The sequence below is a fragment of the Streptomyces sp. NPDC048417 genome (genome assembly GCF_040651615.1).
Lineage (GTDB): Bacteria > Actinomycetota > Actinomycetes > Streptomycetales > Streptomycetaceae > Streptomyces.
Genome location: NZ_JBEZKI010000004.1, coordinates 357,895 through 381,244, shown reverse-complemented (window position 1 = coordinate 381,244; position 23,350 = coordinate 357,895). Strand labels below are relative to the sequence as shown.

General features: G+C 72.2%; 19 protein-coding genes. 12 read left to right on the top strand and 7 right to left on the bottom strand.

Going from position 1 to position 23,350, the window contains the following annotated elements; genetic code table 11:
* Positions 1–57: 57 nt before the first annotated feature.
* Entirely contained in the window at positions 58–1,569 is a 1,512-nt protein-coding gene (locus AB0D59_RS08780) for a glycoside hydrolase family 3 N-terminal domain-containing protein (protein ID WP_362562524.1), read from the bottom strand.
* A 282-nt stretch (positions 1,570–1,851) separates the two neighbouring features.
* Here AB0D59_RS08780 and AB0D59_RS08775 point away from each other — a divergent pair, with 282 nt between their 5' ends.
* From AB0D59_RS08775 to AB0D59_RS08755, 5 genes are read left to right on the top strand one after another with little or no spacing between them, the layout of a single operon-like run.
* Positions 1,852–2,943 carry a phytanoyl-CoA dioxygenase family protein gene (locus tag AB0D59_RS08775; protein ID WP_362562522.1) on the top strand — a complete coding sequence of 364 codons (1,092 nt, stop codon included), beginning with the start codon at positions 1,852–1,854 and terminating at the stop codon, positions 2,941–2,943.
* Complete coding sequence (locus AB0D59_RS08770; protein ID WP_362562519.1) at positions 2,925–4,244, top strand: DUF6271 family protein; 1,320 nt, start codon at positions 2,925–2,927, stop codon at positions 4,242–4,244. The genes AB0D59_RS08775 and AB0D59_RS08770 overlap by 19 nt, the downstream gene beginning before the upstream one ends.
* Positions 4,245–4,252: 8 nt before the next feature.
* A complete protein-coding gene (locus AB0D59_RS08765) occupies positions 4,253–5,410 on the top strand; it encodes a type III PLP-dependent enzyme (protein ID WP_362562517.1) in 1,158 nt (385 codons plus the stop codon).
* Positions 5,407–5,943: a GNAT family N-acetyltransferase gene (locus AB0D59_RS08760; RefSeq protein ID WP_362562514.1), complete on the top strand. Its 537-nt coding sequence runs from the start codon at positions 5,407–5,409 to the stop codon at positions 5,941–5,943. Before AB0D59_RS08765 ends, AB0D59_RS08760 begins: the two co-directional genes overlap by 4 nt.
* 5 nt (positions 5,944–5,948) lie before the next feature.
* Positions 5,949–7,202 carry an MFS transporter gene (locus tag AB0D59_RS08755; RefSeq protein ID WP_362562513.1) on the top strand — a complete coding sequence of 418 codons (1,254 nt, stop codon included), beginning with the start codon at positions 5,949–5,951 and terminating at the stop codon, positions 7,200–7,202.
* A gap of 205 nt (positions 7,203–7,407) precedes the next feature.
* Here the strand turns inward: AB0D59_RS08755 and AB0D59_RS08750 are convergent, their stop codons facing one another.
* The gene (locus AB0D59_RS08750) at positions 7,408–7,785 is read right to left on the bottom strand and encodes a MerR family transcriptional regulator (protein WP_362562510.1); all 378 of its coding nucleotides are present in this window, start codon (positions 7,783–7,785) and stop codon (positions 7,408–7,410) included.
* Positions 7,786–7,898: 113 nt separating this feature from the next.
* Here AB0D59_RS08750 and AB0D59_RS08745 point away from each other — a divergent pair, with 113 nt between their 5' ends.
* Entirely contained in the window at positions 7,899–8,972 is a 1,074-nt protein-coding gene (locus AB0D59_RS08745) for an alkene reductase (protein WP_362562507.1), read from the top strand.
* A 151-nt stretch (positions 8,973–9,123) separates the two neighbouring features.
* Here AB0D59_RS08745 and AB0D59_RS08740 read toward each other — a convergent pair whose 3' ends face one another.
* A complete protein-coding gene (locus AB0D59_RS08740) occupies positions 9,124–9,801 on the bottom strand; it encodes a uracil-DNA glycosylase (RefSeq protein WP_362562504.1) in 678 nt (225 codons plus the stop codon).
* Between the two features lie 442 nt (positions 9,802–10,243).
* On the opposite strand from AB0D59_RS08740, the gene AB0D59_RS08735 reads away from it, so the two are divergent.
* On the top strand, positions 10,244–11,293 hold the full coding sequence (locus tag AB0D59_RS08735; protein ID WP_362562503.1) for a BadF/BadG/BcrA/BcrD ATPase family protein: 1,050 nt from the start codon (positions 10,244–10,246) through the stop codon (positions 11,291–11,293).
* A 142-nt stretch (positions 11,294–11,435) separates the two neighbouring features.
* Positions 11,436–12,362: a hypothetical protein gene (locus tag AB0D59_RS08730; RefSeq protein WP_362562500.1), complete on the top strand. Its 927-nt coding sequence runs from the start codon at positions 11,436–11,438 to the stop codon at positions 12,360–12,362.
* Between the two features lie 187 nt (positions 12,363–12,549).
* Here the strand turns inward: AB0D59_RS08730 and AB0D59_RS08725 are convergent, their stop codons facing one another.
* Together AB0D59_RS08725 and AB0D59_RS08720 are read right to left on the bottom strand one after the other, a co-directional pair.
* A complete protein-coding gene (locus AB0D59_RS08725) occupies positions 12,550–13,581 on the bottom strand; it encodes a lactonase family protein (protein ID WP_362562498.1) in 1,032 nt (343 codons plus the stop codon).
* A gap of 128 nt (positions 13,582–13,709) precedes the next feature.
* Positions 13,710–15,197, bottom strand: coding sequence for an FUSC family protein (locus AB0D59_RS08720; RefSeq protein WP_362562496.1), 1,488 nt, complete (start codon positions 15,195–15,197; stop codon positions 13,710–13,712).
* Between the two features lie 266 nt (positions 15,198–15,463).
* On the opposite strand from AB0D59_RS08720, the gene AB0D59_RS08715 reads away from it, so the two are divergent.
* The 3 genes from AB0D59_RS08715 (at position 15,464) to AB0D59_RS08705 (ending at position 20,390) form a co-directional block, all read left to right on the top strand.
* Positions 15,464–15,940 (top strand): Lrp/AsnC family transcriptional regulator, encoded by a 477-nt coding sequence (locus AB0D59_RS08715; RefSeq protein ID WP_362562494.1) that lies wholly within the window; start codon positions 15,464–15,466, stop codon positions 15,938–15,940.
* 132 nt (positions 15,941–16,072) lie between these two features.
* A complete protein-coding gene (locus AB0D59_RS08710; protein ID WP_362562493.1) occupies positions 16,073–18,865 on the top strand; it encodes a beta-L-arabinofuranosidase domain-containing protein in 2,793 nt (930 codons plus the stop codon).
* 82 nt (positions 18,866–18,947) lie between these two features.
* A complete protein-coding gene (locus AB0D59_RS08705) occupies positions 18,948–20,390 on the top strand; it encodes an MFS transporter (protein WP_362562490.1) in 1,443 nt (480 codons plus the stop codon).
* Between the two features lie 27 nt (positions 20,391–20,417).
* On the opposite strand, the gene AB0D59_RS08700 is transcribed toward AB0D59_RS08705, so the two are convergent.
* Both AB0D59_RS08700 and AB0D59_RS08695 read right to left on the bottom strand, forming a co-directional pair.
* Positions 20,418–21,449 carry a methyltransferase gene (locus AB0D59_RS08700; RefSeq protein WP_362562488.1) on the bottom strand — a complete coding sequence of 344 codons (1,032 nt, stop codon included), beginning with the start codon at positions 21,447–21,449 and terminating at the stop codon, positions 20,418–20,420.
* Positions 21,450–21,919: 470 nt separating this feature from the next.
* Positions 21,920–22,693, bottom strand: a complete 774-nt coding sequence (locus tag AB0D59_RS08695; RefSeq protein ID WP_362562485.1) for a LysR family substrate-binding domain-containing protein — start codon at positions 22,691–22,693, stop codon at positions 21,920–21,922.
* Positions 22,694–22,847: 154 nt separating this feature from the next.
* Here AB0D59_RS08695 and AB0D59_RS08690 point away from each other — a divergent pair, with 154 nt between their 5' ends.
* Positions 22,848–23,240 (top strand): DUF5997 family protein, encoded by a 393-nt coding sequence (locus AB0D59_RS08690; RefSeq protein ID WP_362562482.1) that lies wholly within the window; start codon positions 22,848–22,850, stop codon positions 23,238–23,240.
* Positions 23,241–23,350 lie beyond the last annotated feature (110 nt).

Here is a 23,350-nt window from a genome sequence, read left to right as displayed (position 1 = left end):
AGAGCCGCGGGTCCGTCAACGTCGCGTGCGGGTGAGGACGTTGGATCCCCCCGGGCGCTAGCGGACCCCCGCCAGGACTTCCGCGGCGGCCACTCCGGAGGCGGCGGTGGCGCCGTGGGTGAAGATCTGGGCGGCCGCGGGGACAGGGGCGCCCGGCAGGCCCATCTCCACGACGATCGCGTCGGGACGAGCGGCGACGATCTCGGCGAGGGCGCGCGCCATCCACTCGTGCCGGGAGGCGTCCCTGACGACCACGACCAGTGGGCGGCCCGCGGCGGGTGTCAGGGCATGCGTCTTGAGGGTGGCGGTATGTGACCGCAGGTCCTCGTGGCGCACCCGGACGGACGTCGTTCCGGGCAGTCGCTCGAGCAGCGGGGCAGCCACGCCCCAGGGGGTCTCCTTGCCGATGGCCAGGTTGGTGGTGGGCACCAGCTCCACCACGTGCGGTGCGGCGGACAGGGGCACCGTGTCCTGCACGGCTCCGGTCAGCCGGATGGCCCGGCGGGCGGCCGCGAAGCCGATGCGGCTGCCGTTCGTGTCGGCGGGACCGGCCGGACTCAGGCCTGCCGACCAGGCCGCGAACTCCCGCACGCGACCGCTCGCCTCGGCGAGCCGCGCCTCGGTGAGGTCCCCGGAGGCGACGGCGTCGACCAGGGCGTCGGCGAGCAGGCCGGCGGTGGCCTCCTCGGCGTTCTCGCCGCCGACACAGACGGCGTCGGCTCCGGCGGCGACGGCTCGCACCGTGGCCCCGCCGATGCCGTAGCGGTCGGCGACGGCACCCATCTCGATGGCGTCGGTGACGACCATGCCGTCGAACCCGAGCTCCTGACGGAGCAGTCCGTCCAGGATGCGCCGACTGAGCGTGGCGGGCAGCTCGGTGTCGTAGGCGGGGACCAGCAGGTGACCGGTCATCACCGCGCGCACACCGGCGTCCAGGGCGGCGCGGAACGGCGGCAGGGCCTGGGCGGCGATCTGTTCGCGGTCGGCACCGTAGGTGGGCAGGCCGTGGTGGGAGTCGACGGCTACGTCGCCGTGGCCGGGGAAGTGCTTGGCGCAGGCGGCGACCCCGGCCGACTGGAGCCCCCGGATCCACGCGCCGGTGTGACGGGACACCACCTTCGGGTCGACGCCGAAGGACCGGACCCCGATGATCGGGTTGTCGGGGTTGGAGTTGACGTCGGCGCTGGGCGCGTAGTCGAGGCTGATGCCGGCGGCGCGCAGCTGACGGCCCAGGTCGGCGGCGACGGCCTCGGTGAGGTCGGTGTCGTCGACGGTGCCGAGGGCGAAGTTGCCGGGCCGGGTGGAGCCGGTCGCGGACTCGATCCGGGTGACGTCGCCGGCTTCCTCGTCGATCGCGATGACCAACTCGGGGTTCTCCGCGCGTAGCCGAGCGGTCAGCCGGGCGACCTGGTCGATCGAGACGATGTTCCGGGCGAAGAGCACGACCGAGGCCAGCCCGTCACCGATGTCGCGCAGCACCCAGTCCGGCGCGTCGGTGCCCACGAACCCCGGCTGCAGAACGGAGAGCGCAAGTCGTCGCAAGTCCTTGCCGTGTGTGCTGGAGACCATCGAGCGTGCCCTTCTGTTGGTACAGACCAATGAGTCTCCGCTCAGGCTAACCATCCGTGTCAAGGGGGTCCGATTTCCGCCTTCTTGACGAAAACACGCCCTCAACTGCCATGTTTGACATGACGAGTTGGTCTAGTCCAAGTTAGGGCTGCGCGAGTTCGAACCGGGGCTGGTGTGTCACGTGGGGCAGTGATCCTGCGGGAACGGCCACCGCCCTCGCGCCACGCATCTGGCGACCCGGTCGGGGTCGCCGCCACCTGAGATCGAGGTCTGGAGCACCGCATGCCCACGACTGACCGTTATCTCCATCGAGCCCCGTCGAACCTCCCCTACTTCAGTTCGGACGGCGAGACCTATCTCGCCCAGACACCCCTGCGGGACCTGCAGAAGACCCGCCCCCTCCGCGTCCTCTCCGAGGAGGACTTCGCCTTCTGGCAGACCTACGGATACGTCGTGGTGAAGGAGGCGATCCCCGCCTCGTCGGCCCGCCGACTGCTGGACTTCGCCTGGGAGTTCCAGGGTCTCGACCCCGATCGTCCGGAGACCTGGTACGAGGACCGCGCCTACCGCTCGGACCTGGACCGGGAACTGCACATCTACGGCTTCGTCGAGGCCTACCACCACCAGCTCCTGTGGGACAGCCGCCAGACGCAGCGCGTCTACGACGCGTTCGTCGACGTGTGGGACTGCGAAGAGCTGTGGGTCACGCTCGACCGGCTCAACCTGAACCCGCCGAACATCAAGAACCGCGACCGGGCGCTGATCCCGAGCACACAGGAGGGGTTCGACATCGAGCTCCACTGGGATGTCGACACCACCCTCGGCGTGCTGCCGCAGCGGGTCCAGGGGATCATCGCCCTCACCGACACCCGGCCGGAACTCGGCGGATTCCAGTGCTGCCCCGAACTGTTCAAGCGGTTCGACCAGTGGAAGGCGTTCCAGTCCGACGACCGCGACCCGATCCGGCCCAGGATCGACCGTACGGAGTTCCCCGTGGTCCGGCCGGAGCTCGGGGCCGGCGATCTGCTGATCTTCAACGGCCTGCTGGCGCACGGCGTGGCGCCCAACACCTCCGACGGCGCGGTGCGGGCGGCCCAGTACCTCTCGATGATGCCGGCGCTGGAGTCCCACCAGACGCTCAGGCGCTCCCGGGTCGAGTCATGGCGCACGCTCGGTACGCCGGACTGGAACGGGACACTCCTCGGCGACGCCACCCGACACGAGTCCCTGCGGTACGGCAGGGCCGACCTCACCGACCTGGGGTCGAAGTTGCTGGGCCGCACGTCCTGGAGCGGAGCGGACACCCACGAGCCGGTCGAGCCGGTCGCAGGAGAGATACCGGCCGGAGAAGAGACATGCGCCGAATCTGTCTGACCCTGCCCACCAACCGACCGTGCTCCGCGACGATCGCCGCCGTCGCCGAGGAAGCGGCCTACGCGGCCGAGCACTTCGACACCGAGGTGCACCTGCTGATCCTGGACTCCTGCACGGCACCGGTCCGTGCGGAACACGCCGAGGCCGTACGCCGCATCCCGGGCGATCCGCGGATCGTCGTACACCATCTCGACGAGGACCGGCAGCGGGACTTTCTCCGGCGGGTGATCGACCGGGCCGCGGTCATGAAACCCGATCTGCTGCTGGACCTGATGCTCCCGGCCGGCGTCTCCTACGGAGCCTGCACCAACCGCGCGTTCCTCATCGCCGCCGCGCTCGGCTGCGAGTCCGTCCACCGCAGGGACTCCGACAGCCGCTACCAGGCCGTGGACGGAGACAACGTTTTCCCGGTCCATCACGAACTCCTCTCGCTCGGCAGGCGCGCGGCCGACGCCGCGCCCGAAGTCACCGAGAACGCCCTGGCCGTCGACCACATGAGCAAGCGGGTCGCGATGGTGGGCAGCTCGTTCGTGGGCGAACTGTCCGTGGACATCGGCGAGATACTCCGGATCGACCCCGCCGTCTACCACGACGTGGTCGGTCTGTGGGCGCCTGCCCACTGGTCCGACGAGCAGCGGGGACAACTCGTCGACGAGTCCTTCCGAGGCGCGGGCTCGGACGCGTTCACCGCGGATCACTCCATGCTGGCCCTGGTCGATCCCATGCGCGTGGACATGTGCAACATCAGCTTCCACGGAGTACACGAGCGTGTGCCGTTGCCGCCCGCGACCGACACGATCGGCAGCGACTACTTCCTGATCCACCTGGTGCACGACGCCGCGCTGCCGGGCGTCCTGCACAACCGGAACATCGTCAACTTCTACACCGGTGAGCGCAGGACCGACTCCGGCCTGATCGCGTACCAGCTGCGCTTCGTCAAGTTCCTGCTGTCCATGCTCTACTTCAACTTCATCTACGACGAGATGGCCCGCGCAGGTGGGCGGCTGCTCGACGACCAGGGGCAGGTGCGCGCGTCCGTCGTGGCCCGGCTGGCGCGGGAGAGCGCCCGGCTCGACCCGGGCGAGAACGTCCGGAGGCTGGACGTCCTCGACTCGGCCTACCGGAAACTGGGCGGTCGATACGCCGAGTTCGCCGACCTCCTGTGGCAGCGTCGCGAACGGCTCCTCGACGAAGCCCGCGGCGACATCGAGGACTTCGCCCTGCTGACGGAGGCGTGGGACCCGCTGGTGCGTGCGGCGAGGCTCACCTCCGTACCTGCGACGCCCGGGCAGCAGCGGTGAGACCACCCGTGATCACCGTACTGGAGGGCTCCACCGAGGACCGCATCGTCTTCGACCTGACCGGCATCGAGGACGGCTACGACCGGCTGCGGCGTGAACTGCCCGGCGTCGACCTCCGTTTCGCCATGAAGGCCTGCCCGGTGGACGAGGTGCTCGGGTGCCTCGCCGGGAAGGGCGCCGGAATCGACGCGGCAAGCCCCCGCGAACTGGAGCAGGCGCTGCGCGTGGGCGTGCCGGTCGGCCGGATGCACTACGGCAACACCGTCAAGTCGGACCGGGACATCGCCGACGCCCACCGGCTCGGGGTCCGGGACTTCGCCACCGACAGCCTGGAGGACATGGCGGCGATCGCGGTCCACGCTCCGGAAGCCCGGGTGTTCGCCAGGCTCGCGACCGGCGGCGAAGGGGCGCTGTGGGGACTCAGCGACAAGTTCGGCTGCACACCCGCGGACGCGGTGCGGATCCTGGCGGCGGCACGGGAGAAGGGGCTGACCCCTTCCGGGCTGTCCGTGCACGTCGGCTCCCAGCAGATGACGGCCGACGCCTGGCACAGTGCCGTCGAGCGCCTGGCGGACGTCCTGACCGCCCTCGGCCGGCGCGGGATCCTGCTGGACCATGTCAACCTCGGCGGCGGTCTGCCGGCCCTCGGATACCTCGACCGGTACGGCACTCCGCTGGACCCCCCGCTGGACAAGATCTTCGCTGTGATCCGCGAGGGCATGCGCCACCTCAGGAAAGTCCACGGCGAACACCTCGCGTTCGTCATGGAGCCGGGCCGCCACCTCGTCGCCGACCACGGGGTCATCCGGGCCCACGTGGCCAGGCTGTCCAAGCGGCGGCGGCCCGACGGCGAGCCCCAGTACTGGCTCTACCTGAGCTGCGGCAAGTTCAACGGCCTGTACGAGATGGACGCGTTGCAGTACCGGCTCGTCTTCCCCACGCATCGTGACGCCGAGTCCGTCCCGGCCGTCGTCGCGGGTCCCACCTGCGACAGCGACGACGCCTACCCCCATGAGCACGGTCTCGTGCAGGTCCCCGCGGATCTGAAGTCGGGCGATCCGGTCTGGGTGCTGTCCAGCGGCGCCTACGCGATCAGCTACACGACCCAGGGGTTCAACGGCTTCGACCCGCTCCCCTACGTCTGTACGGGCGGGGGGCGACCATGACCGGCGACCACGTACACATACGCCCCATCACCGACGCCGACTGGGACACCATCGTCGCGCTGGAGTCCCGCGCCTACACGGCCCTCGGCCTGTCGGAGGGGCGGGCGGCGCTGCGGTCCCGGGCGGAGGCCTCGCCGGACACCTGTTTCGTCCTGGACGTCGGCTCACGGTCGGCCGGATACCTGCTGGCACTGCCGTATCCGTCCTTCGGATATCCCGACCTCGCACGGACGGAGGCGCCTGCTCTCCCCGCGCGCTCCGCGCGCAATCTGCACCTGCACGACCTCGTGGTCACCGAGCGTCTGCGCGGCAGGGGACTGGGCCAGCGTCTCCTGAACCACCTGACCCTGACCGCCCGTTCGCGCGGGTTCGAGCGGATCTCGCTGATCGCCGTCGGCCGCAGCGAGCCGTTCTGGTCGGCGCGCGGATTCACCCCGCACCCGGGGATCTCCCCGGGCGGTTACGGCGCGAACGCCGTCTACATGTCCCGTCTCCATGCCCGAGGCGACGGCCGAGTCGACCAAGCGAGTTGATCTCCGTGTTCCGTGTCCATGATCCATTCCATCGCGCCCAGTTGGCCATCGCCGCGCTGTTCTGTTCGCTCGGTTTCCAGTACGCGACCTGGGCCTCGCGGATCCCCGCCCTCAAGGCGGACCTCGGTCTGACCGCGGCCGAGGTGGGGGTGCTGCTGATGGCCGCGGGCATAGGTGCCGTGGCGTCGTTCCCGCTGGTGCCGGTGCTCACGAGAAGGCTGGGCTCGGCGCGGCTGGCGCTGCTGTCGGCCCTCTGTCTGACCGTGCTGCTCCTCGCGCTGGCCGCGGCGCCGGACTATCCCGTCGCCCTGCTGGTGATGGTGGCCGACGGGGTGTTCGTGGGCTGCCTGAACGTGGCCATGAACGCGCAGGGAGCGGCCCTGGAGACCCGGTACGAGCGCAACGCCATGGCCAGACTGCACGCGACGTTCAGCGCCGGCTCCCTGCTCGCGGCCCTCCTGGCCTCCGGCATGAACGCGGCGACCTCGTCGGTGGCGGTGCACTTCGGTGTGGCCGCCGTGCTGCTCGTGCTGCTGGCCGCCGTGGCGCGCCCCGGTCTGCTCGACGAAGACGCGTCCGCCGCGTCCGCCTCCGACGCGTCCGCCTCAGACGCCTCAGCCGCCTCCGCCCACGAGAAGGCCGCCAAGGAGAGGAAGCGCGGCGGCACCTGGAGCCTGCCGTCCCGCATGACGCTCTGGATGTGCTGCGCCATGGCGTTCGGCACCGTGACCGAGGGCGCCATGAACGACTGGTCCGCCCTCTACCTGAGGGAAATCGCCCACGCCTCCGCGGAGTTGGCACCGGCGGGCATCGCCGTGGTGTCGGGCATGATGGTGGTGGCCCGCCTCTTCGCCGACGGCTGGCGCACCCGCTGGGGCGACGGGCGGGTCGTCCTGTCGGGCAGCGCGCTGGCCGCCGCCGGGCTGGTCTTCGCCCTGGTGGGCGGGGGCGTGACGGCGGCCCTCATCGGGTTCGCCTGCGTGGGGCTGGGCTGTGCGGCCGTGACCCCGTGTGTCTATGTGGCCGCGGCGAAACAGGGCTCGGAGGCGCTGGCCCTGGTCGCCGCGACGGGAACGACGGGCCTGCTGGCCGGGCCACCGCTCATCGGGTTCGTGGCGAACTCGAGCAGCCTGGTGTGGGGACTGGCGGTCGTCGCGGCAGCGGCGCTCGTGGTCACGCTGGCCAGTACGCAGATCCGCTGGACGCCGGCCGTCGGCCTGCCGGCAGCAGCTGACCAGGGGCTGACCGGCGGCAGCTGACCGGCGACAGCTGACCGGCGACAGCGTCATCGGGCACCGTCTTCCGGGCCTGCTCGGCTGCCCCGTCCACGGGCACCACGAGCCGGTCGCCCGCGTGGCGAGGTTCGGCATGCACGCGCACCGGCAGAGGGAGTGGGCGACATCGGCGGCCGGGGCGGCCCCGGGGACCACCGGCAACAGCCGTGGGCGGGGTTTCCCCGCTCGGTCACTGGGCCACTGCGGGCCGCAGGCCCGCCCGGTGCTTTCGGGCCGCGCTCATCAGCATGTCGAGTGTGTCCCGGGTACGTACGAGGTCGGTGATGTGCTCGGAGAGCCGGTCCCGTTCCCGTGCCATCCGCTCCAGCGCGGCATCGGAGTTCTCCTCGCTGGGCGAGTCCACGCACGGCAGCAGGTCGGCGATGGTACGGCTGGACAGACCCGCGGCGTACAACCGCTGGATGAACGCCACCCGCTCGACCTCCTCCTCCCGGTAGTGCCGCTGCCCACTGGCACTGCGGGAACTGGTGAGCAGCCCCTGGTCCTCGTAGTAACGCAGGGATCTGATGCTGACTCCCGTGCGCGACGCGAGTTCCCCGATGCGCATACCGCCCCCTCCGTGACCTGTGACACAGGCCTTGCCTCTGACATCGATGTGAGGTTTTAGCGTAACTGCCGTGCCCGAGAGCCGGGCACGGTGGATCGCGATGGAGTCCTGACGTGACGACCCTTTTCGACAGCTATCGGCTCGGCGACATGGCGCTGCCCAACCGGGTGGTGATGGCCCCGATGACGCGGGTCCGGGCCGCCGCCGGCGGACTGGCCACGCCGTCGATGGCGACGTACTACGCCCAGCGGGCGACGGCCGGGCTGATCGTGACCGAGGGGGTGCAGCCGAGTGTGGTCGGGCAGTCGAATCCGGGTACGCCAGGACTGCACAGCGAGGCGCACGTCGCCTCGTGGCGCCCCGTGACGGCCGCCGTACACGCCAACGGTGGCCGGATCTTCGCCCAGATCATGCACAGCGGCCGGGTCTCACATCCCGACACGACGGGAACGCGGCCGGTCGGTCCCTCGGCGGTCCCCGCCGTCGGCGAGGTGTTCACCCCGACGGGGCCCCGGCCCGCGCCGACGCCCCGCGCCCTGGACACCGCCGAAGTGCCCTCGCACGCCCGGTCGTACGCCGAGGCGGCCCGGTACGCCGTCGACGCCGGATTCGACGGCGTGGAACTGCACGGCGCCAACGGCTACCTGATCTCGCAGTTCCTCTCCTCCAACGCCAACCTCCGCACGGACCGTTACGGCGGTTCGGTGGCCAACCGGATCCGGTTCGCCGTCGAAGCCGTGGCCGCCACCGTCGAGGCGGTCGGCGGGGCCAGGACCGGCATCCGTCTCTCCCCGGGCGGAACCTTCTGGGGCGTGGCGGAAGCCGATGTCCCCGAGCTCTACACCGCGCTCCTGACCGAGCTGGCCCGCCTCGACGTGGCCTACGTCCACCTGACGGCCACCGCCCCCGAAGACGTACTCGTCGGCCTGCGCCGTACCTGGCCGGGCACTCTCGTCATGAACCCGGTGCTTCCCATGGGCCCCAAGCAGGCCGGCCGGGCCGACGCCGACCACTGGCTCGGGCTGGGCGCCGAACTCATCAGCTTCGGCCGCGGCTTCATCGCCAACCCCGACCTGGTCGAGCGCCTGCGCACCGGTGTCCCGATCGCTCCCGTCGACGAGACCACGTACTACCAGGGGGGTGACGCCGGATACCTGACCTACCCGGCGTATCAGGTCACGGCCTGATGTCTCCCGCTCGTCGGCGGGCGCCGTGCCCGTCGGCAGCACGCACGTCATCGGCCTGCCGGCCGTCAGAACGAACGCGGGGCAGGCGTCGGGACATCACCCGCGACGCGCGTACCGCAACCGCCCTCCGAGCCGTCGCACGCGCCACGGCTCACGGCAGACGCCACTCCACGGGCTGACCCCCTTGCCGCACCAGCAGGTCGTTGGCCCGGCTGAAGGGGCGCGAGCCGAAGAACCCGCGGTCCGCCGACATCGGCGAGGGATGAGCGGACTCGATCGCCGGCAGGTCCCCGAGCAACGGCCGCAGATTGCGCGCGTCACGTCCCCAGAGGATGGACACCAGCGGCTTGCCACGCGCCGCCAGCGCCCGGATGGCCTGCTCGGTGACCTCCTCCCAGCCCTTGCCTCGGTGCGCCGCCGGACTGCGCGGGGCGGTGGTGAGCGCCCTGTTCAGCAGGAGCACCCCCTGCTGGGTCCAAGGGGTGAGGTCGCCGTTGGACGGCCTGGGCAGCCCCAGGTCGGTGTTCAGCTCCCGGAAGATGTTCTCCAGGCTGCCCGGCAACGAACGCACCTCGGGTGAGACCGCGAAACTCAGTCCGATGGCCATTCCCGGCGTGGGATACGGATCCTGGCCGACGATCAGGACACGAACGTCGTCGAAGGGCTGCTGGAAGGCCCGCAGGACATTCGCTCCGGACGGCAGGTAGGTCCGTCCGGCCGCTATCTCGGCCCGCAGGAAGTCCCCCATCGCGGCGATACGTTCGGCCGCAGGTTCAAGAGCCTTCGCCCAGCCTGCTTCAACAAGTTCATGCAAGGGTCGTGGTGCCACAGCGCGTCACCCTACTGGCACACACCGGGGTTCCGCACAGTCAGGGAAGCCCGCACGCACGGACGCCGCCCGCGGCGCTACTCTTCGTCCTCGTCAAGGTCATCGAGCCGGTCCAGCGGACCGCGCCGTCGGTCAGCGGGGAGGAGGGGAGCCCGTTGCGTCCAGCGACCGAACCGCCGCGCCATGGTCGTCGCGCCTTACCGGCCGCTCGTCGCCGACGTCCGGATCCGGAGACTCCCGCACCCGACATCCTCCGGGAGCCGAACATCGACCAAGGCCTGCCCCGGCCCTCCGACGGCGGCCTCACCCCCCGGACCCGGCAGAGCTTCCTGCGTCCGCGACGCCCGCAACCTCCGTCCGTTCCGCGGCCGGTTGCCGACGGTGACGTCCGCGCGGCCCTCGCCCATGCCTGCGGACCGGCGTCCGCCATGAGGTGTCCGCGATGAGCGGACGGGGCGGCGAGTCGCACGGCCTGGAGGATCTCGCCGCCGACCCCCGCGACTCCGGGGGCTCCAGGGGCCTCGGGTCCGGGTTTCTCGCCGTCGACTCCGGTGGCTCCGGGCTGCGGGCCGTCGTAGGCGTGCCGGGGCGGGAGCCGTCGGTGCCGCGGGAGTCCCGGGAGCCGGTGCGCACAGGGGCGCGGGGCATCGACCCCGGGCATCTGCTGGAGCAACTCCTGCCCATGGCACGGGCGCTGATCGGCGAATACGGGCTGGCCGGGGTGCCGACGGTCGTCGTCGGCGCCGCCGGGCTGGCCAGCCTCGGCGACGCCCTGCGGGCCGAACTGCCGGACGCGCTGGCCCGCGAGCTCGGCGTGCGGACGGTCGCCCTGGCCGCCGACGCCGTGACGGCATACGTCGGCGCCCTGGGCCCGCGCCCGGGCGCGGTGATCGCCGCCGGTACGGGGCTGATCGCGATCGGCACCGATCTGACGGGGTGGCGGCGGGCGGACGGCTGGGGGCATCTGCTGGGTGACTGCGGCGGTGGCGCCTGGATCGGCCGGGCGGGCCTGGAGGCGGCACTGCGCGCCTTCGACGGACGCGACGGCGGCTCGGCCGCGCTGCTGGCGTGCGCCGAGGAGCGGTTCGGGCCGCCGGCCGGGCTGCCCGGGCAGCTCTATCCACGCGCCGACCGGCCCGCCGTACTGGCCTCCTTCGCCCCGCAGGTCGCGGACTGCGCCGCACACGACCCGGTCGCGGCCGGGATCCTGCGCGCGGCGGCCCGGCACATGGCCGAGTCGGCCGTCGCCGTCTGCCCCACGGCCGGTGAGCCCCGAGTCGCCCTCACCGGCGGCCTGTCCAAGCTGGGCGACCCGCTTCTGGGACCGCTGGCCGAGGAGTTGTCCACTCGGCTGCCGCGGGCACGGCAGGTCCCGGCGGAGGGCGATCCGCTGCACGGAGCGGTACGCGTCGCGAGTGACCTGGCCGTCGGGCGGCTCACTCTGCCGAGTGATGAAAAGCTGCTCTCCGTAGTACATACAAAAGGCGATTGATCCCATTGGGACACAAAGTGTCCGACAGGTGACGGGATCACCTCCGAATCATGTGTAACTCATCAGACAAAACCGGACGGATACCGCTCACCTGCACCCTCCCCGAACAGGGGAGCCCAATAAGCCAGTAACATGCGTCGCCATGAGCTCCCCCACTGGGCCCGCGTCCGGCCTGCCAGTACGAATGCCGCGACCTCGCCAGCCCGGGCGGCACCGCCGACCCGAGCCGCTGGTGGCTCCCGAGGACGCGCCCGCGCTCGTCCTCGCCGTGCCGGGTACGCCCAGCGCGGCCACGCGCGGCCTCGCCGAGGAGGTCGTGAGCATCGCCCGCTCCGAGCTGCCCGGCCTGGACGCCCGGATCGGGTACCTCGACGGGGACGACGCGGAGTTCCCCACCCTCCAGTCGGTCCTCGCCCGTGCCGCCGAGGAGCGCGCCGTCCGCTACGAGCAGGCCGTCGCCGCCGGCGTCGAGGGCGTCAAGATGCCCGACGGCCCGGTCGCGGTCGTCGTGCCGCTGCTGGCCGGCCCGGACAGCGCGCTGCTGCGCCAGGTCCGCCAGGCCGTCATGGAGAGCCGGGTCGCCGCCGACCTGACCGACGTCCTCGGCCCGCACCCGCTGCTCGCCGAGGCGCTGCACGTGCGTCTCTCGGAGGCCGGTCTGGCCCGCGCCGACCGTGCCCGTCTGTTCACCGTGGCGACCGCCGCCGACGGCATCATCCTCGCCTCCGTGGGCGGCGAGGAGGCCGTGCAGGCCGCCGGGATCACCGGCATGCTGCTCGCCGCGCGCCTGGCCGTGCCGGTGATGGCCGCGGCGCTGGACCAGGAGGGTTCGATCTCCTCCGTCGCGGAGCAGCTGCGGGGCTCGGGGTCGCAGCAGCTGGCGCTGGCGCCGTATCTGATCGGTCCCGAGATCGACGGGGGCCTGCTGACGGCGGCCGCCGAGGAGGCGGGGTGCGCCACGGCCGATCCGCTGGGGCCGTATCCGGCGATCGGCAAGCTGGCGCTGGCCAAGTACACGACCGCGCTCGGGATCGCTCCCCAGCAGGCCCAGGGTGCGCCGGTCCGCTGAGGTCGGCGTGTGTGCCTTGACGGGTCCCTTCTCGGAAGGGGCCCGTCGGCCGTTTTCGGGGTGGTGCGGAGGTTCTTCGACCGGCCGTCCGGTGGGGGCCAGGCGCGCCCCCGCGGCGGAGCCGCACATTGGCACAGCCCCGCGCCCCGCACGGGACGCTTCCGTACGGGGCGCCGCCTGGTCGGGCTCAGTCGAAGACGACGCAGGACGCTGCCGGGATCTCCACCGAGCCGTCGTAGCGCGGTACGCCCGTCTCCTGGTCGACGGTGAACCAGGTGATGTCCCCGGAGCGTTCGTTCGCCGAGTACAGGAAGCCCTCGGACTCCGCGAGGGCCCGGGGCCAGTGGCCTCCGCACGGGACGGTGGCCGTCAGGTGCAGTTGGTCCCCGTCGACCGCGAACGTCGTCAGGACGTCCTCGCCCCGGGTCGCCGTCCAGACGAAGCGGCCGTCGGGTGACACGACGATGCCGGACGGGTAGGCGTCGCCGGCCGGGGCGCCGGGCAGTACCGGGGTCTCGGCCAGTGGCTTCAGGGCGCCGGTGTCGGCGTCCCAGCGGCAGACCGTGACGGTCGGGGTGAGTTCGTTGACCACGTAGGCGTACCGGCCGCCGGGGTGGAAGGCCAGGTGGCGGGGGCCGGAGCCGGGGCGCAGCGCGAACTCGCGGCGGACGGCGAGGGTGCCCTCGTTCAGCGTGCAGACCCGTACCGAGTCGGTGCCGAGGTCGACGCTGACCGCCCAGCGGCCGGTGGGGTCCGGCTGCACCTGGTGGGCGTGCGGGCCGCGCTGACGACGCTCGTGCGGGCCCGAGCCGCTGTGCCGCAGCACCCCGGAGGCGGTGCCGGCGAGGGTGCCGTCGGGGCGGACGGGGACGGCGCTGATGCTGCCGGAGCCGTAGTTGGCGGTCAGGACGTGACCGTCGAAGACGCTGAGGTGGGTGGGGCCACTGGCGTCGACCGGGACCGGAGGTCCGGCGAGGCGCGGCTTGTCGTCGTGAACGTGGTAGGCGGCCACCGCGCCGTCGGCGGTCTCGCTGACCGCGTACAGGGTGCGCCCGCCGGGGGCGAGCGCGAGATACGACGGGTCGGGTACGCCGTCGACGCTCTCCAGAAGGGCGAGGGCGCCGCTGTGCGGCTGGACCGCCGCCGTGACGACCCCGGGTCCGCCCGCCGCCGTGAACGACCCGATGAACGCCCTCCGTCGCCTGCCGCCGTCTGTCACCGGTGTCCCCTCTCGATACGAGCCGGTACGAGTCAGGCCAGCACGAGTCAGTGCGAGTCAGTACGAGCCGGTCCGGGGCCGACGGTAGCAGTTTGCGGTCTAGACCAAGACGTCCGGGGCGGCGCGTCTCAGGCGCCGACCAGGGGTGAGCCCGAGGGGGTGCGCAGCGGTTCGGCGAGTTCGGCGAGGGCGCGCTCCAGCCCGTGCAGATGGGCGAGGGCGGGCTCGGCGGGCGGTTCGGCGGGGCCGGCGATGTGTACGGAGCCCCGGGTGAGCGCCTCCACGGCCGCCTCGACGCGCCAGCAGGCGGCGGCCAGCCGGGCGTCGTGGGAGGCCTCGGGGTCGGCTGCGACGGCGACCAGGCCGCGGATCTCCCGGGCGCAGTCGTCCAGCAGGGCGAGGACCCGGCGGGCGCGGCGCTTGCGGCCGGGCATCGGGGTGAGCGGGTGGACGAGGGGGGCGACCGAGAGCCGTACCCGGCCGATCAGCTGCTCCAGTTCGGCCACCCGGGGTGCCGGGTCGGCGGTGGTGGATCCGGCGAGCCGGGCGGCGGCCTCGGCCGTGCAGGCGTGGACGCCGCGCAGGGCGCGCTGGATCCAGGCGTCGGTGGTGAGGTGGGTGGTGACCGGCAGCACGAACAGCACGGCGAGTCCGGCGCCGAGCGCGCCCACCGCGGTCTCGGTGAGCCGGAGCGCCAGCAGGCCGGGGGTGAGGACGCCGAGGAGGCCGTAGAGCAGTTCCGCGAGCAGGGTCACCCAGAGCATCATCCAGGTGTAGGAGACGGCTGCCGAGTAGAAGATGCCGAAGACGGCGGCCGCGACCAGGACGGCGGTGGGGACGGGAGCGCCGTGCACGGGGACGGCGACGAGCAGGCCGAGCGCGATGCCGATGACCGTGCCGAGGACCCGGCGGAAGCCCCGGACCAGGGTCTCGCCGCGCGAGGCGGTGTTGACGAAGACCCACCAGGTGGCGCCGACCGCCCAGTACCAGCGCTGGCCCGACACTGCCTGGCCGACGACGAGCGCGAAACCCCCGCCCGCGGTCGCCTGGACCGCCTGCCGGGTGGTCACCCGGGCCAGGCCGGTGCCGGCGGCGGGGGCGGGTACCGGCGCCGGGGGCAGATGGCGCTCGTAGCACCACAGGCCGAAGCGGACGGCGGCCGCGCCGAGCACGGAGAGCAGTACGGCCGCGTACAGCTCGGGCAGCTGTCCGGGCGTGGCGTGCAGGAACTGGGCGACGAAGTAGGTCATGAAGGCGAACACGCCGAGGCTGTGGCCGCGCGGCCCCCAGCGGCGCGCGTAGACGCCCGCGCCGACCACGGCCAGGAAGACCAGGTCCCGTGCGACGGGTATGTCGTGCAGCTCGGCCGCGGCGGCGAGGACGGGAAGGCCCGCGGCGGGCAGCAGCGCGGTGGTGACGGCCTGCCCGCGTACGGTGGCGTCGGCGACGGTGAACAGGGCGAGCAGCGCGGTGAGCCCGCCGGTGACGGCGCCCGCGAGGGAGTGCCCGGCCAGCCCGCAGAGTACGACGGCGAGGCCGATGCCCAGCACGGCCCGCGCGGCGAAGCGCAGCCGCACCCGCCCCGGGTCCGGAGCCGTGAACACCCTCTTCAGCACTGCTTCCCCTCCCATGGGACGGCACAGACGGACGGCCCGGACGGACCGGCCGGACGGACGGCCCAGTTGGACGACACAGAAATGGCGCCGCGGGGATCCGCAGCGCCATCGACACCCCCATGAGACCATCGCCGTGCGACTGGCTCAAGTCCCTGCGATTTCACTGAGCCATTGGCCCACTCCTCCCGCTCGGCGCTGTCCGCGGGGAACGCCAATGGCCCAGCTCGGCGGGGAACGGCCGTGAGCCATTGGTACAGTCGCCCACCATGACCGTGGACGAACTCGACACCCGCATCCTGCGGCTGCTGCTGGAGCAGCCGCGCACCAGCGTGCGGGAGTACGCCCGGATCCTCGGTGTCGCCCGGGGCACCCTGCAGGCCCGCCTGGACCGGCTGGAGCGGGACGGCGTGATCACCGGCGGCGGCCCCTCCCTCTCCCCCGCCGCACTCGGCCACCCGGTGCTGGCCTTCGTGCACATCGAGGTCACTCAGGGCCATCTCGACGACGTGGGGGACGCCCTCGCCGCCGTGCCGGAGATCGTGGAGGCGTTCTCGATCACGGGCGGCGGGGATCTGCTGACCCGGGTGGTGGCGCGGGACAACGCGCACCTGGAGGACGTGATCCAGAAGCTGATCAGCCTGCCGGGCGTGGTACGCACCCGCACGGAGGTGGCCCTGCGCGAACGCGTCCCGCACCGACTGCTGCCACTGGTGGAGTCGATCGGCCGGACCGCACGCGCGTAACGGCATCCGCGGCCCGAACTCCTCATACCTGTCAGTACCGTTGACGCTTCCGCGCCTCTTCTCTATCTTCTGGAATCTTCTGGACGGATTTCCGAACATCGTTCGAAATATCAAACATCCTATGAGGTGCACATGGCGCAGCCCCTCTCCCGAAGGACCCTCCTCCAGGTGACGGCTCTGGTCGCCGCGGCCGGCGGGACCGGCGTCGCGGTCGGTGGTCGGGCGGCCGCGGCGCAAGCGACCTGGACGGTACGGCCGTTCGGGCTGGCGGATGTGGCGCTGGAGCCCGGGCTGTTCGCAAAGAAGCGGGCGTTGATGCTCGATCACGCGCGGGGCTATGACGTGAACCGGCTGGTGCAGGTGTTCCGGGCCAACGCGGGGCTGGACACGGGCGGTGCGGTCGCCCCCGGTGGCTGGGAGGGGCTGGACGGGGAGGCCAACGGCAATCTGCGCGGGCACTACACCGGCCATTTCCTGACCATGCTGGCCCAGGCGTACGCGAGCACCGGTGAGGAGGTGTTCGGGACGAAGATCCGCACCATGGTGGGGGCGTTGGGCGAGGTGCGCGAGGCCCTGCGGCACGAGCCCTCCGCGCTGAGCGTGGCCGGGGTGCTCGGTGGGACCGCCGTGGCCAACCAGCGCGGGTCCTACCAGTACGTCGAGTTGCCGGCCGGTGCGCTCGGGAACGCCTCCGCCGTCACCCTGTCCGCCTGGGTGAGACCCGCCCACGAGGACGCCTGGGCCCGGGTGCTGGACTTCGGCAACGACACCACCCGGTACCTCTACCTCGCCGCCCGCAACGCGAACGGGCTGCCCCGGTTCGCGATCACCACCGGCGGGGCGGGCGCCGAGCAGGGGATCGACGGCACCGCCGCGCTGCCTCTCGACCGGTGGAGCCACCTCGCGGTGACGATCGCCGACGGCACCGGCACGCTGTACGTCAACGGCACGGCCGTGGCCCGCAACACGGCCATGTCCCTCACCCCGGCCGCCCTCGGCACCCTCGCCGACCACTGGCTCGGCCGCTCCCACTACCCCGCCGACCCCGTCTTCGCGGGTGCCTTCGGCGGCTTCGACGTGTGGTCACGGGCGTTGAGCGCCGACGAGATAGCCGGGTTGCAGAGCGCACGGACGAGCGGTGACCTGGTCTCGTACGCCTTCGGCGAGACGTCGGGTGCGGTGTTCGCGGACGCCTCGGGACGCGGCCTCGACGCCGCCCTGCGCCGGACCTGGGGCGGGCCCAGCCACCCCGGGTTCCTCGCGGCCTACCCGGAGACGCAGTTCATCCTGCTGGAGTCGATGACCGGCAGCGACTACACGAAGGTGTGGGCGCCGTACTACACCGCGCACAAGATCCTGCGCGGCCTGCTGGAGGCGTACACCGCGACCGGTGACGACCAGGCGCTCGATCTCGCGTCCGGCATGGGCGACTGGATGTACGCACGGCTGTCCGTGCTGCCCGCCGCCACGCTCCAGCGGATGTGGGGGATCTTCTCCAGCGGCGAGTTCGGCGGGATCGTCGAGGCGATCTGTGACCTGCACGAGTTCACCGGCAGGGCCGAACACCTCGCGCTGGCCCGGCTGTTCGACCTGGACAGCCTCATCGACGCCTGCGCCGCGAACACCGACACGCTGAACGGCCTGCACGCCAACCAGCACATCCCGATCTTCACCGGCCTGGTCCGGCTGTACGACGCCACCGGCGAGGAGCGTTACCTGGCCGCCGCGAAGAACTTCTGGGGCATGGTCGTACCGCACCGCATGTACGGCATCGGCGGTACCAGTACGAGCGAGTTCTGGAAGGCGCGGGACGTCATCGCGGGGACCCTCGGCGCGACCACCGCCGAGACCTGCTGCGCGTACAACATGCTGAAGCTCAGCCGGGCGCTGTTCTTCCACGAGCAGGATCCGGCGTACCTGGACTACTACGAACGGGCCCTGTACAACCAGGTGCTCGGCTCGAAACAGGACCGGGCCGATGCCGGGAAACCGCTGGTCACGTACTTCATCGGGCTGACGCCCGGGCAGGTGCGGGACTACACGCCCAAGCAGGGCACGACCTGCTGCGAGGGCACGGGCATGGAGTCCGCCACCAAGTACCAGGACTCGGTGTACTTCGCGGCGGCCGACGGCAGCGCCCTGTACGTCAACCTCTACAGCCCGTCGACACTGACCTGGGCCGAGAAGGGAATCACCGTCGGCCAGACCACCCGCTACCCGCGGGAGCAGGGCAGCACGCTCACCGTCGGCGGGAGCGGGCGGGCCTCCTTCGAACTGCGGCTGCGGGTGCCGGTGTGGGCGACGGCCGGGTTCCGGGTGACGGTCAACGGGCGTGCGGTGCCGGGCACTGTGGTACCGGGCAGCTACTTCGCGGTGCCCCGGCGGACCTGGCGGGCCGGGGACACCGTGCGGGTGTCGGTCCCGTTCCGGCTGCGGGTGGAGAAGGCCCTCGACGACCCGTCGTTGCAGACCCTGTTCTACGGTCCCGTCAACCTGGTCGGCCGCAACGCGGCCAAGGAGTACCTGGAGTTGGGGCTGTACCGGAACGCGGGGCTCTCCGGGGACCTGCTGCCGTCCCTGACCCCGGTGGCCGGCGCTCCGCTCCACTTCGCCCTGGACGGGACCGCCGGTACCGAGTTCGCCCCCTTCTACGAGGGCACCGAGGACCCCACCCACGCCTACTTCCGGCGCTCGGAGCCCACAGTGGTGTTCGGCGGCCTCGACTCGGGGGTCGCCAACCCGGCGCGGCCGGACGGCGGCTCGCTGCTGGACGAGGTCTGGGCCGGGGCGCCGTTCCACGGCAAGGAGGCGCTGGTGGCGCGGGTGCGGTCGGTCGTGACCGGGTGGGTGGCGGCCGGGCTGCTGGCCGGGGCGGACGGGGACCGGGTCGTGGCTACGGCACGGGCGGCGTCGTACGCGCACTGAACCTCACCCGGAAGGACCAGCACCGCCAGCCGTTCGCTCCGCCGGTCGTGCGACATCCGTGATGACTGCATAGCGTGGCGGCATGACCACGACCTGGGCAAAGCCGCAGCGACCGGCCACCGAGGACCGGCGGTGGCGGGCGCTCGGGGTGTGTCTGGCGGCCGGCTTCATCTCGCTGCTCGACACCTCCATCGTGAACGTGGCACTGCCCTCGATCGAGCACGGGCTCGGCGCGTCGGAGGCAGCCCAGTCCTGGGTGGTCTCCGGCTACGCACTGACCTTCGGACTGGCCCTCGTGCCGGCCGGCCGGCTCGGTGACATGCGCGGCCGGCGTCAGGCCTTCCTCTTCGGGCTGGCCGCGTTCACAGTGGCGTCGGCGGCCTGCGGGCTCGCCGCGAGCCCCGACTGGCTGGTGGTGTTCCGGCTGATCCAGGGCACGGCGGCAGGCATGGTCGCCCCGCAGACCTCGGGACTGATCCAGCAGATGTTCCAGGGCGCCGAGCGGGCCAAGGCCTTCGGTCTGCTCGGCAGTGTCATCGGCGTCTCGACGGCGGTGGGCCCGCTGGCGGGTGGTCTGATCATCGACGCGGTCGGCACCGGCGACGGCTGGCGCTGGGTGTTCTTCGTCAACCTGCCCATCGGAGTGGCCGCGTTCGCCGCGGGGCTGCGGCTGCTGCCCCGGTTCCCCGCGTCGCCGGGCCGGCGGGAGGAGTTCGACCCCGTGGGGGTGGTGCTCCTCGGTGCCGGGGTACTCGCACTGATGCTGCCGCTGGTGCAGGAGCAGCAGTGGACCGGGCGGCTGAAGTGGGCGTTGCTGCCGGTGGGCGGAGTGCTGCTGGGCCTGTTCTGGGTGTGGGAGCGGCGGCAGGGACGGCTCGGACGCGCACCCCTGGTGGATCTGGACCTGTTCTCACTGCGGTCCTTCACCCTCGGCGCGCTGATCAGCCTGACCTACTTCGCGGGCTTCACCACGGTCTTCTTCGTCCTCGCCCTGTTCCTGCAGAATGCGGCCGGATACAGCGCGCTGGCCTCCGGTCTCACGGTGCTGCCGTTCGCGATCGCCTCGGCGGTCGGTGCCGCCCTCGGGGGCCGGCTGGTGGTGCGCCACGGGCGCAAGCTGGTCGTCATCGGCCTCAGCGGGGTGGCGCTGGGGCTGCTCGGGATCGCCGCGGTGGTGTGGCTGGTGCCGTTGGAGAGCCTGGGGTGGGCCGCGGCGGTACCGATGATCATCGGCGGGATCGGCTCCGGTCTCGCGGTTTCCCCCAACACGACGCTCACCCTCACCCGCGTCCCGGTGAAACGGGCCGGCGCGGCGGGCGGGGTGCTGCAGACCGGCCAGCGCGTCGGCTCGGCGGCCGGGATCGCCGTGGTGGGCTCCGTCTACTTCGCCCACCTCGCGAACGGCGGCCCGGCCACCGAGGCGCTCCAGCTGGGCCTGCTCACCTCCGTCGGGTTGATCCTGGTGGCGCTGTGCCTGGCGGTCGCCGACATGCGCGAGCGGTCGAGGGCACCGGAGAGCGACTGAGCCCAGGACGCCGCAGGTCAGGATCGCCTAGGCGGCCACCGCCTCCATCACCGAGAGCACGGTCGAGGTCGGCACGACCCTCGACAGCTTCAGGCCCGCGGACTCGAACAGCGTGGCGAACTCCGGCTCGGTGCGCTCCCGGCCCACCAGCGCCGCCATCAGCAGTAGATCGAGCGCCTTGGCCTGGTGGGGTGCGTTGCCCGGCGGAACCACCGCGTCGACGGCCAGGATCCGCCCGCCCGGCGCCAGGGCGGTGCGGCAGCGGTCGAGGAGGGCCACGCACCGTTCGTCCTCCCAGTCGTGCAGGATCCGCTTGAGCACGACGACGTCGCCCTTCGGTACGGTGACGAAGAAGTCGCCGGCCTCGGTGCTCCAGCGTCCCGCGGTCCCGGGTGTGTCCAGCCGGTGCCCGGCCAGGACGTGCGGCCGGTCGTACAGGACGCCGTGCAGACCGGGGTGGCGGTCGAGGACCGTCAGCAGGAACCCGCCGTGACCGCCGCCCACGTCCACGACCGTCCCGCTGGGCGGGAAGTCGCAGGCGACGGCGATGGGCTCGTTCTCGGCGTCGGACATCGCGGCCATACCGCAGTGGAAGATGTCCGCGGTGTCCTCGTCCTGCGCGAAGTAGTCCCAGAACGGCAGCCCGAAGAGGTGCTCGAACGCGGACGTGCCCTCGCTGACGCAGCGGCTCAGGTCGGCGGTCGGCAGCCACATGCTGCGGTCGGTGTTCATCAGGACGGCCGAGCGCGCCGAGCAGGGGGCGTCGCTGCGCAGGGCGTCACCGGCGGACGTGAGCCGGAAGCGGCCGCTCGCGTCCTCCTCGAAGACGCCGCGCGTGGCGAGCAGCCGGAGCACCCGGTAGAGGCTCCGTGCGTCGGTGCGGGTGGCCGCGGCCAGTTCGGCCGGCGTGCGGGGGCCGTCGGCCAGATGATCGGCGACACCGACGACCGCGGCGGCACGCAGGGCCGCCGGGAAGAGGTAGCCGAGCGATTCGTTGACGAGGAACGCGGACGAGGTACGGGGGTCGACGGGCTCGTCCGGGGCTACTTCGGGGCTCACGGGCGCCTCCAGCGCTGATCTCCGGGATGTCCGCAGGCATCGTGACATCGCGAGGGCCCAGGTTCGGGGAGGGTGATCGGGGCGCGCGGAAGCAGACCGGGAGCGGGCACGAGGCCCGGCCTCGGCGGATCCCTTACGGCGTACGACCCGAGCCCGATGACCCGCGCCTCATGACCGACTGACTGGCGACTCGTGGCCCACCGACTCGCGGCTCGTGGGCCCACCGACTCGCGGCTCATGGCGTACGACCCGAGCCCGATCACCCGTGGCTGATGCCCGGCTGACCGGCGACTCGTGGCCCGCCGACTCACGGCTCATGACCGGCTGACCCACGGCTCGTAGCCCGGCCACCTCATGGCTGATGCCCGGCTGACTGGCGGCTCATGGCCCGCCGAATCGCCGCTCGTGGGCCCACCGACTCGCGGCTCATGGCCGGCTGACCCACGGCCTGCCGCCCGCCGGGCCGTGGGTCAGGACCGGCGGCGGGGCTTTCCGCGCTTCGCGGGCTTGGCGGACTGGGTGCGTCTGGCTCCGCCGGCCCGGCCCTGTGCGCCACGGCCCGCCGCGGTCGCCTTCTGCGGCCGTTTCGGCTGCGCCCGCGCCCCCTGGGAGTCCTGGGGCGTCTGCTCGGCCTGGCGGCCGCGTGTGCTGTTGACCGTGCGGCCGCGGACGATGCCGATGAAGTCCTCGACCAGGTCCGTGGTGGCCTCCTCGGGCCAGGACAGGGCGACGGTCGACTGGGGAGCGTCGGTGAGCGGCCGGTAGGTGAGGTCCCGGCGGTGGTGGAGACGGGCCAGCGACTGCGGGACGACGAGGAGGCCGACGCCGGCGGCGACCAGTTCGACGGCGTCCTCGGTGGTGGCCGGGCGCTCGAAGGCGGGCTCGCCGGGCGGTGCGTCCCAGTCGAAGACGTCGTCCAGAGGGTGGAAGAGGACCTCGTCGGCGAGGTCGGCGAGGGTGACCTCCTCGGCCGCCGTGATCACGTGATCCTTGGGCACGACGACCACCGTGTCCTCGGTGTAGAGGGGGATCGCGCTGAAGAACGTACGGTCCACCGGGAGCCGTACGAAGCCGGCGTCCGCGGCACCCGCGCGCAGCATGTCGGACGCCTCGGCCGCCGTGACCTGGTGCAGGCTGAGGGGGATGTCGGGCAGGCGCTCGTTCCAGATGCGTACCCATTTGGCGGGCGTCACGCCGGGGACGTACGCGAGCCGGAACGACGGTTTTTCCTCCGAGCCTGTCACCTGGCCAGGTTAACCGGCCGGGAGCGGCGGCCCACCATCGGCCGGAAGCGGTGGCTGGCCGTCGACTGGGAGCGGTGACCCCCGTCGGCCGGAGAAGGCGGCCTCGCATCGGCCCTGGTCGGCGCTTACGCACCCGGCCGATACCCTTGGCCTCATGAGTTCGCACCAGACCACCCAGACGATGAAGCCCGCGACCGCGGCGAAGAAGCTGGGTGTGTACCTGCCCGCCACGCCCGCCGCCTTCCAGGAGGGTGCCGTCTCGCGCGCCGAGCTGACCGAGCTCCAGACCAACCCGCCCGAGTGGCTGCGCGAGCTGCGGGCCAACGGACCGCACCCACGTCCGGTGGTCGCCGAGCGGCTGGGCGTGTCCATCGCGGGGCTGGCGCGCGGCGGAGTGACCGAGCCGCTCACCACCGAGCAGATCGAGGAGCTCAGGCGCGAGCGGCCCGAGTGGCTGGAGAAGGAGCGGGCCACGCAGGCCGAGGTCCGCAAGGAGGGCGCACGGCTGAAGAACCTGAAGCGGGAGAAGGAGGCGGGGCAGGGCTGACGTCCTCGCCCGCGTCGCTCTCCCACGGCCCCGGTCCAGGCGTCTCTGCCTGCGGACCGGGGCCGTTCCCATAGCTTCCGGCACACCTCTTGTCGCCCTTCTCACCCCCG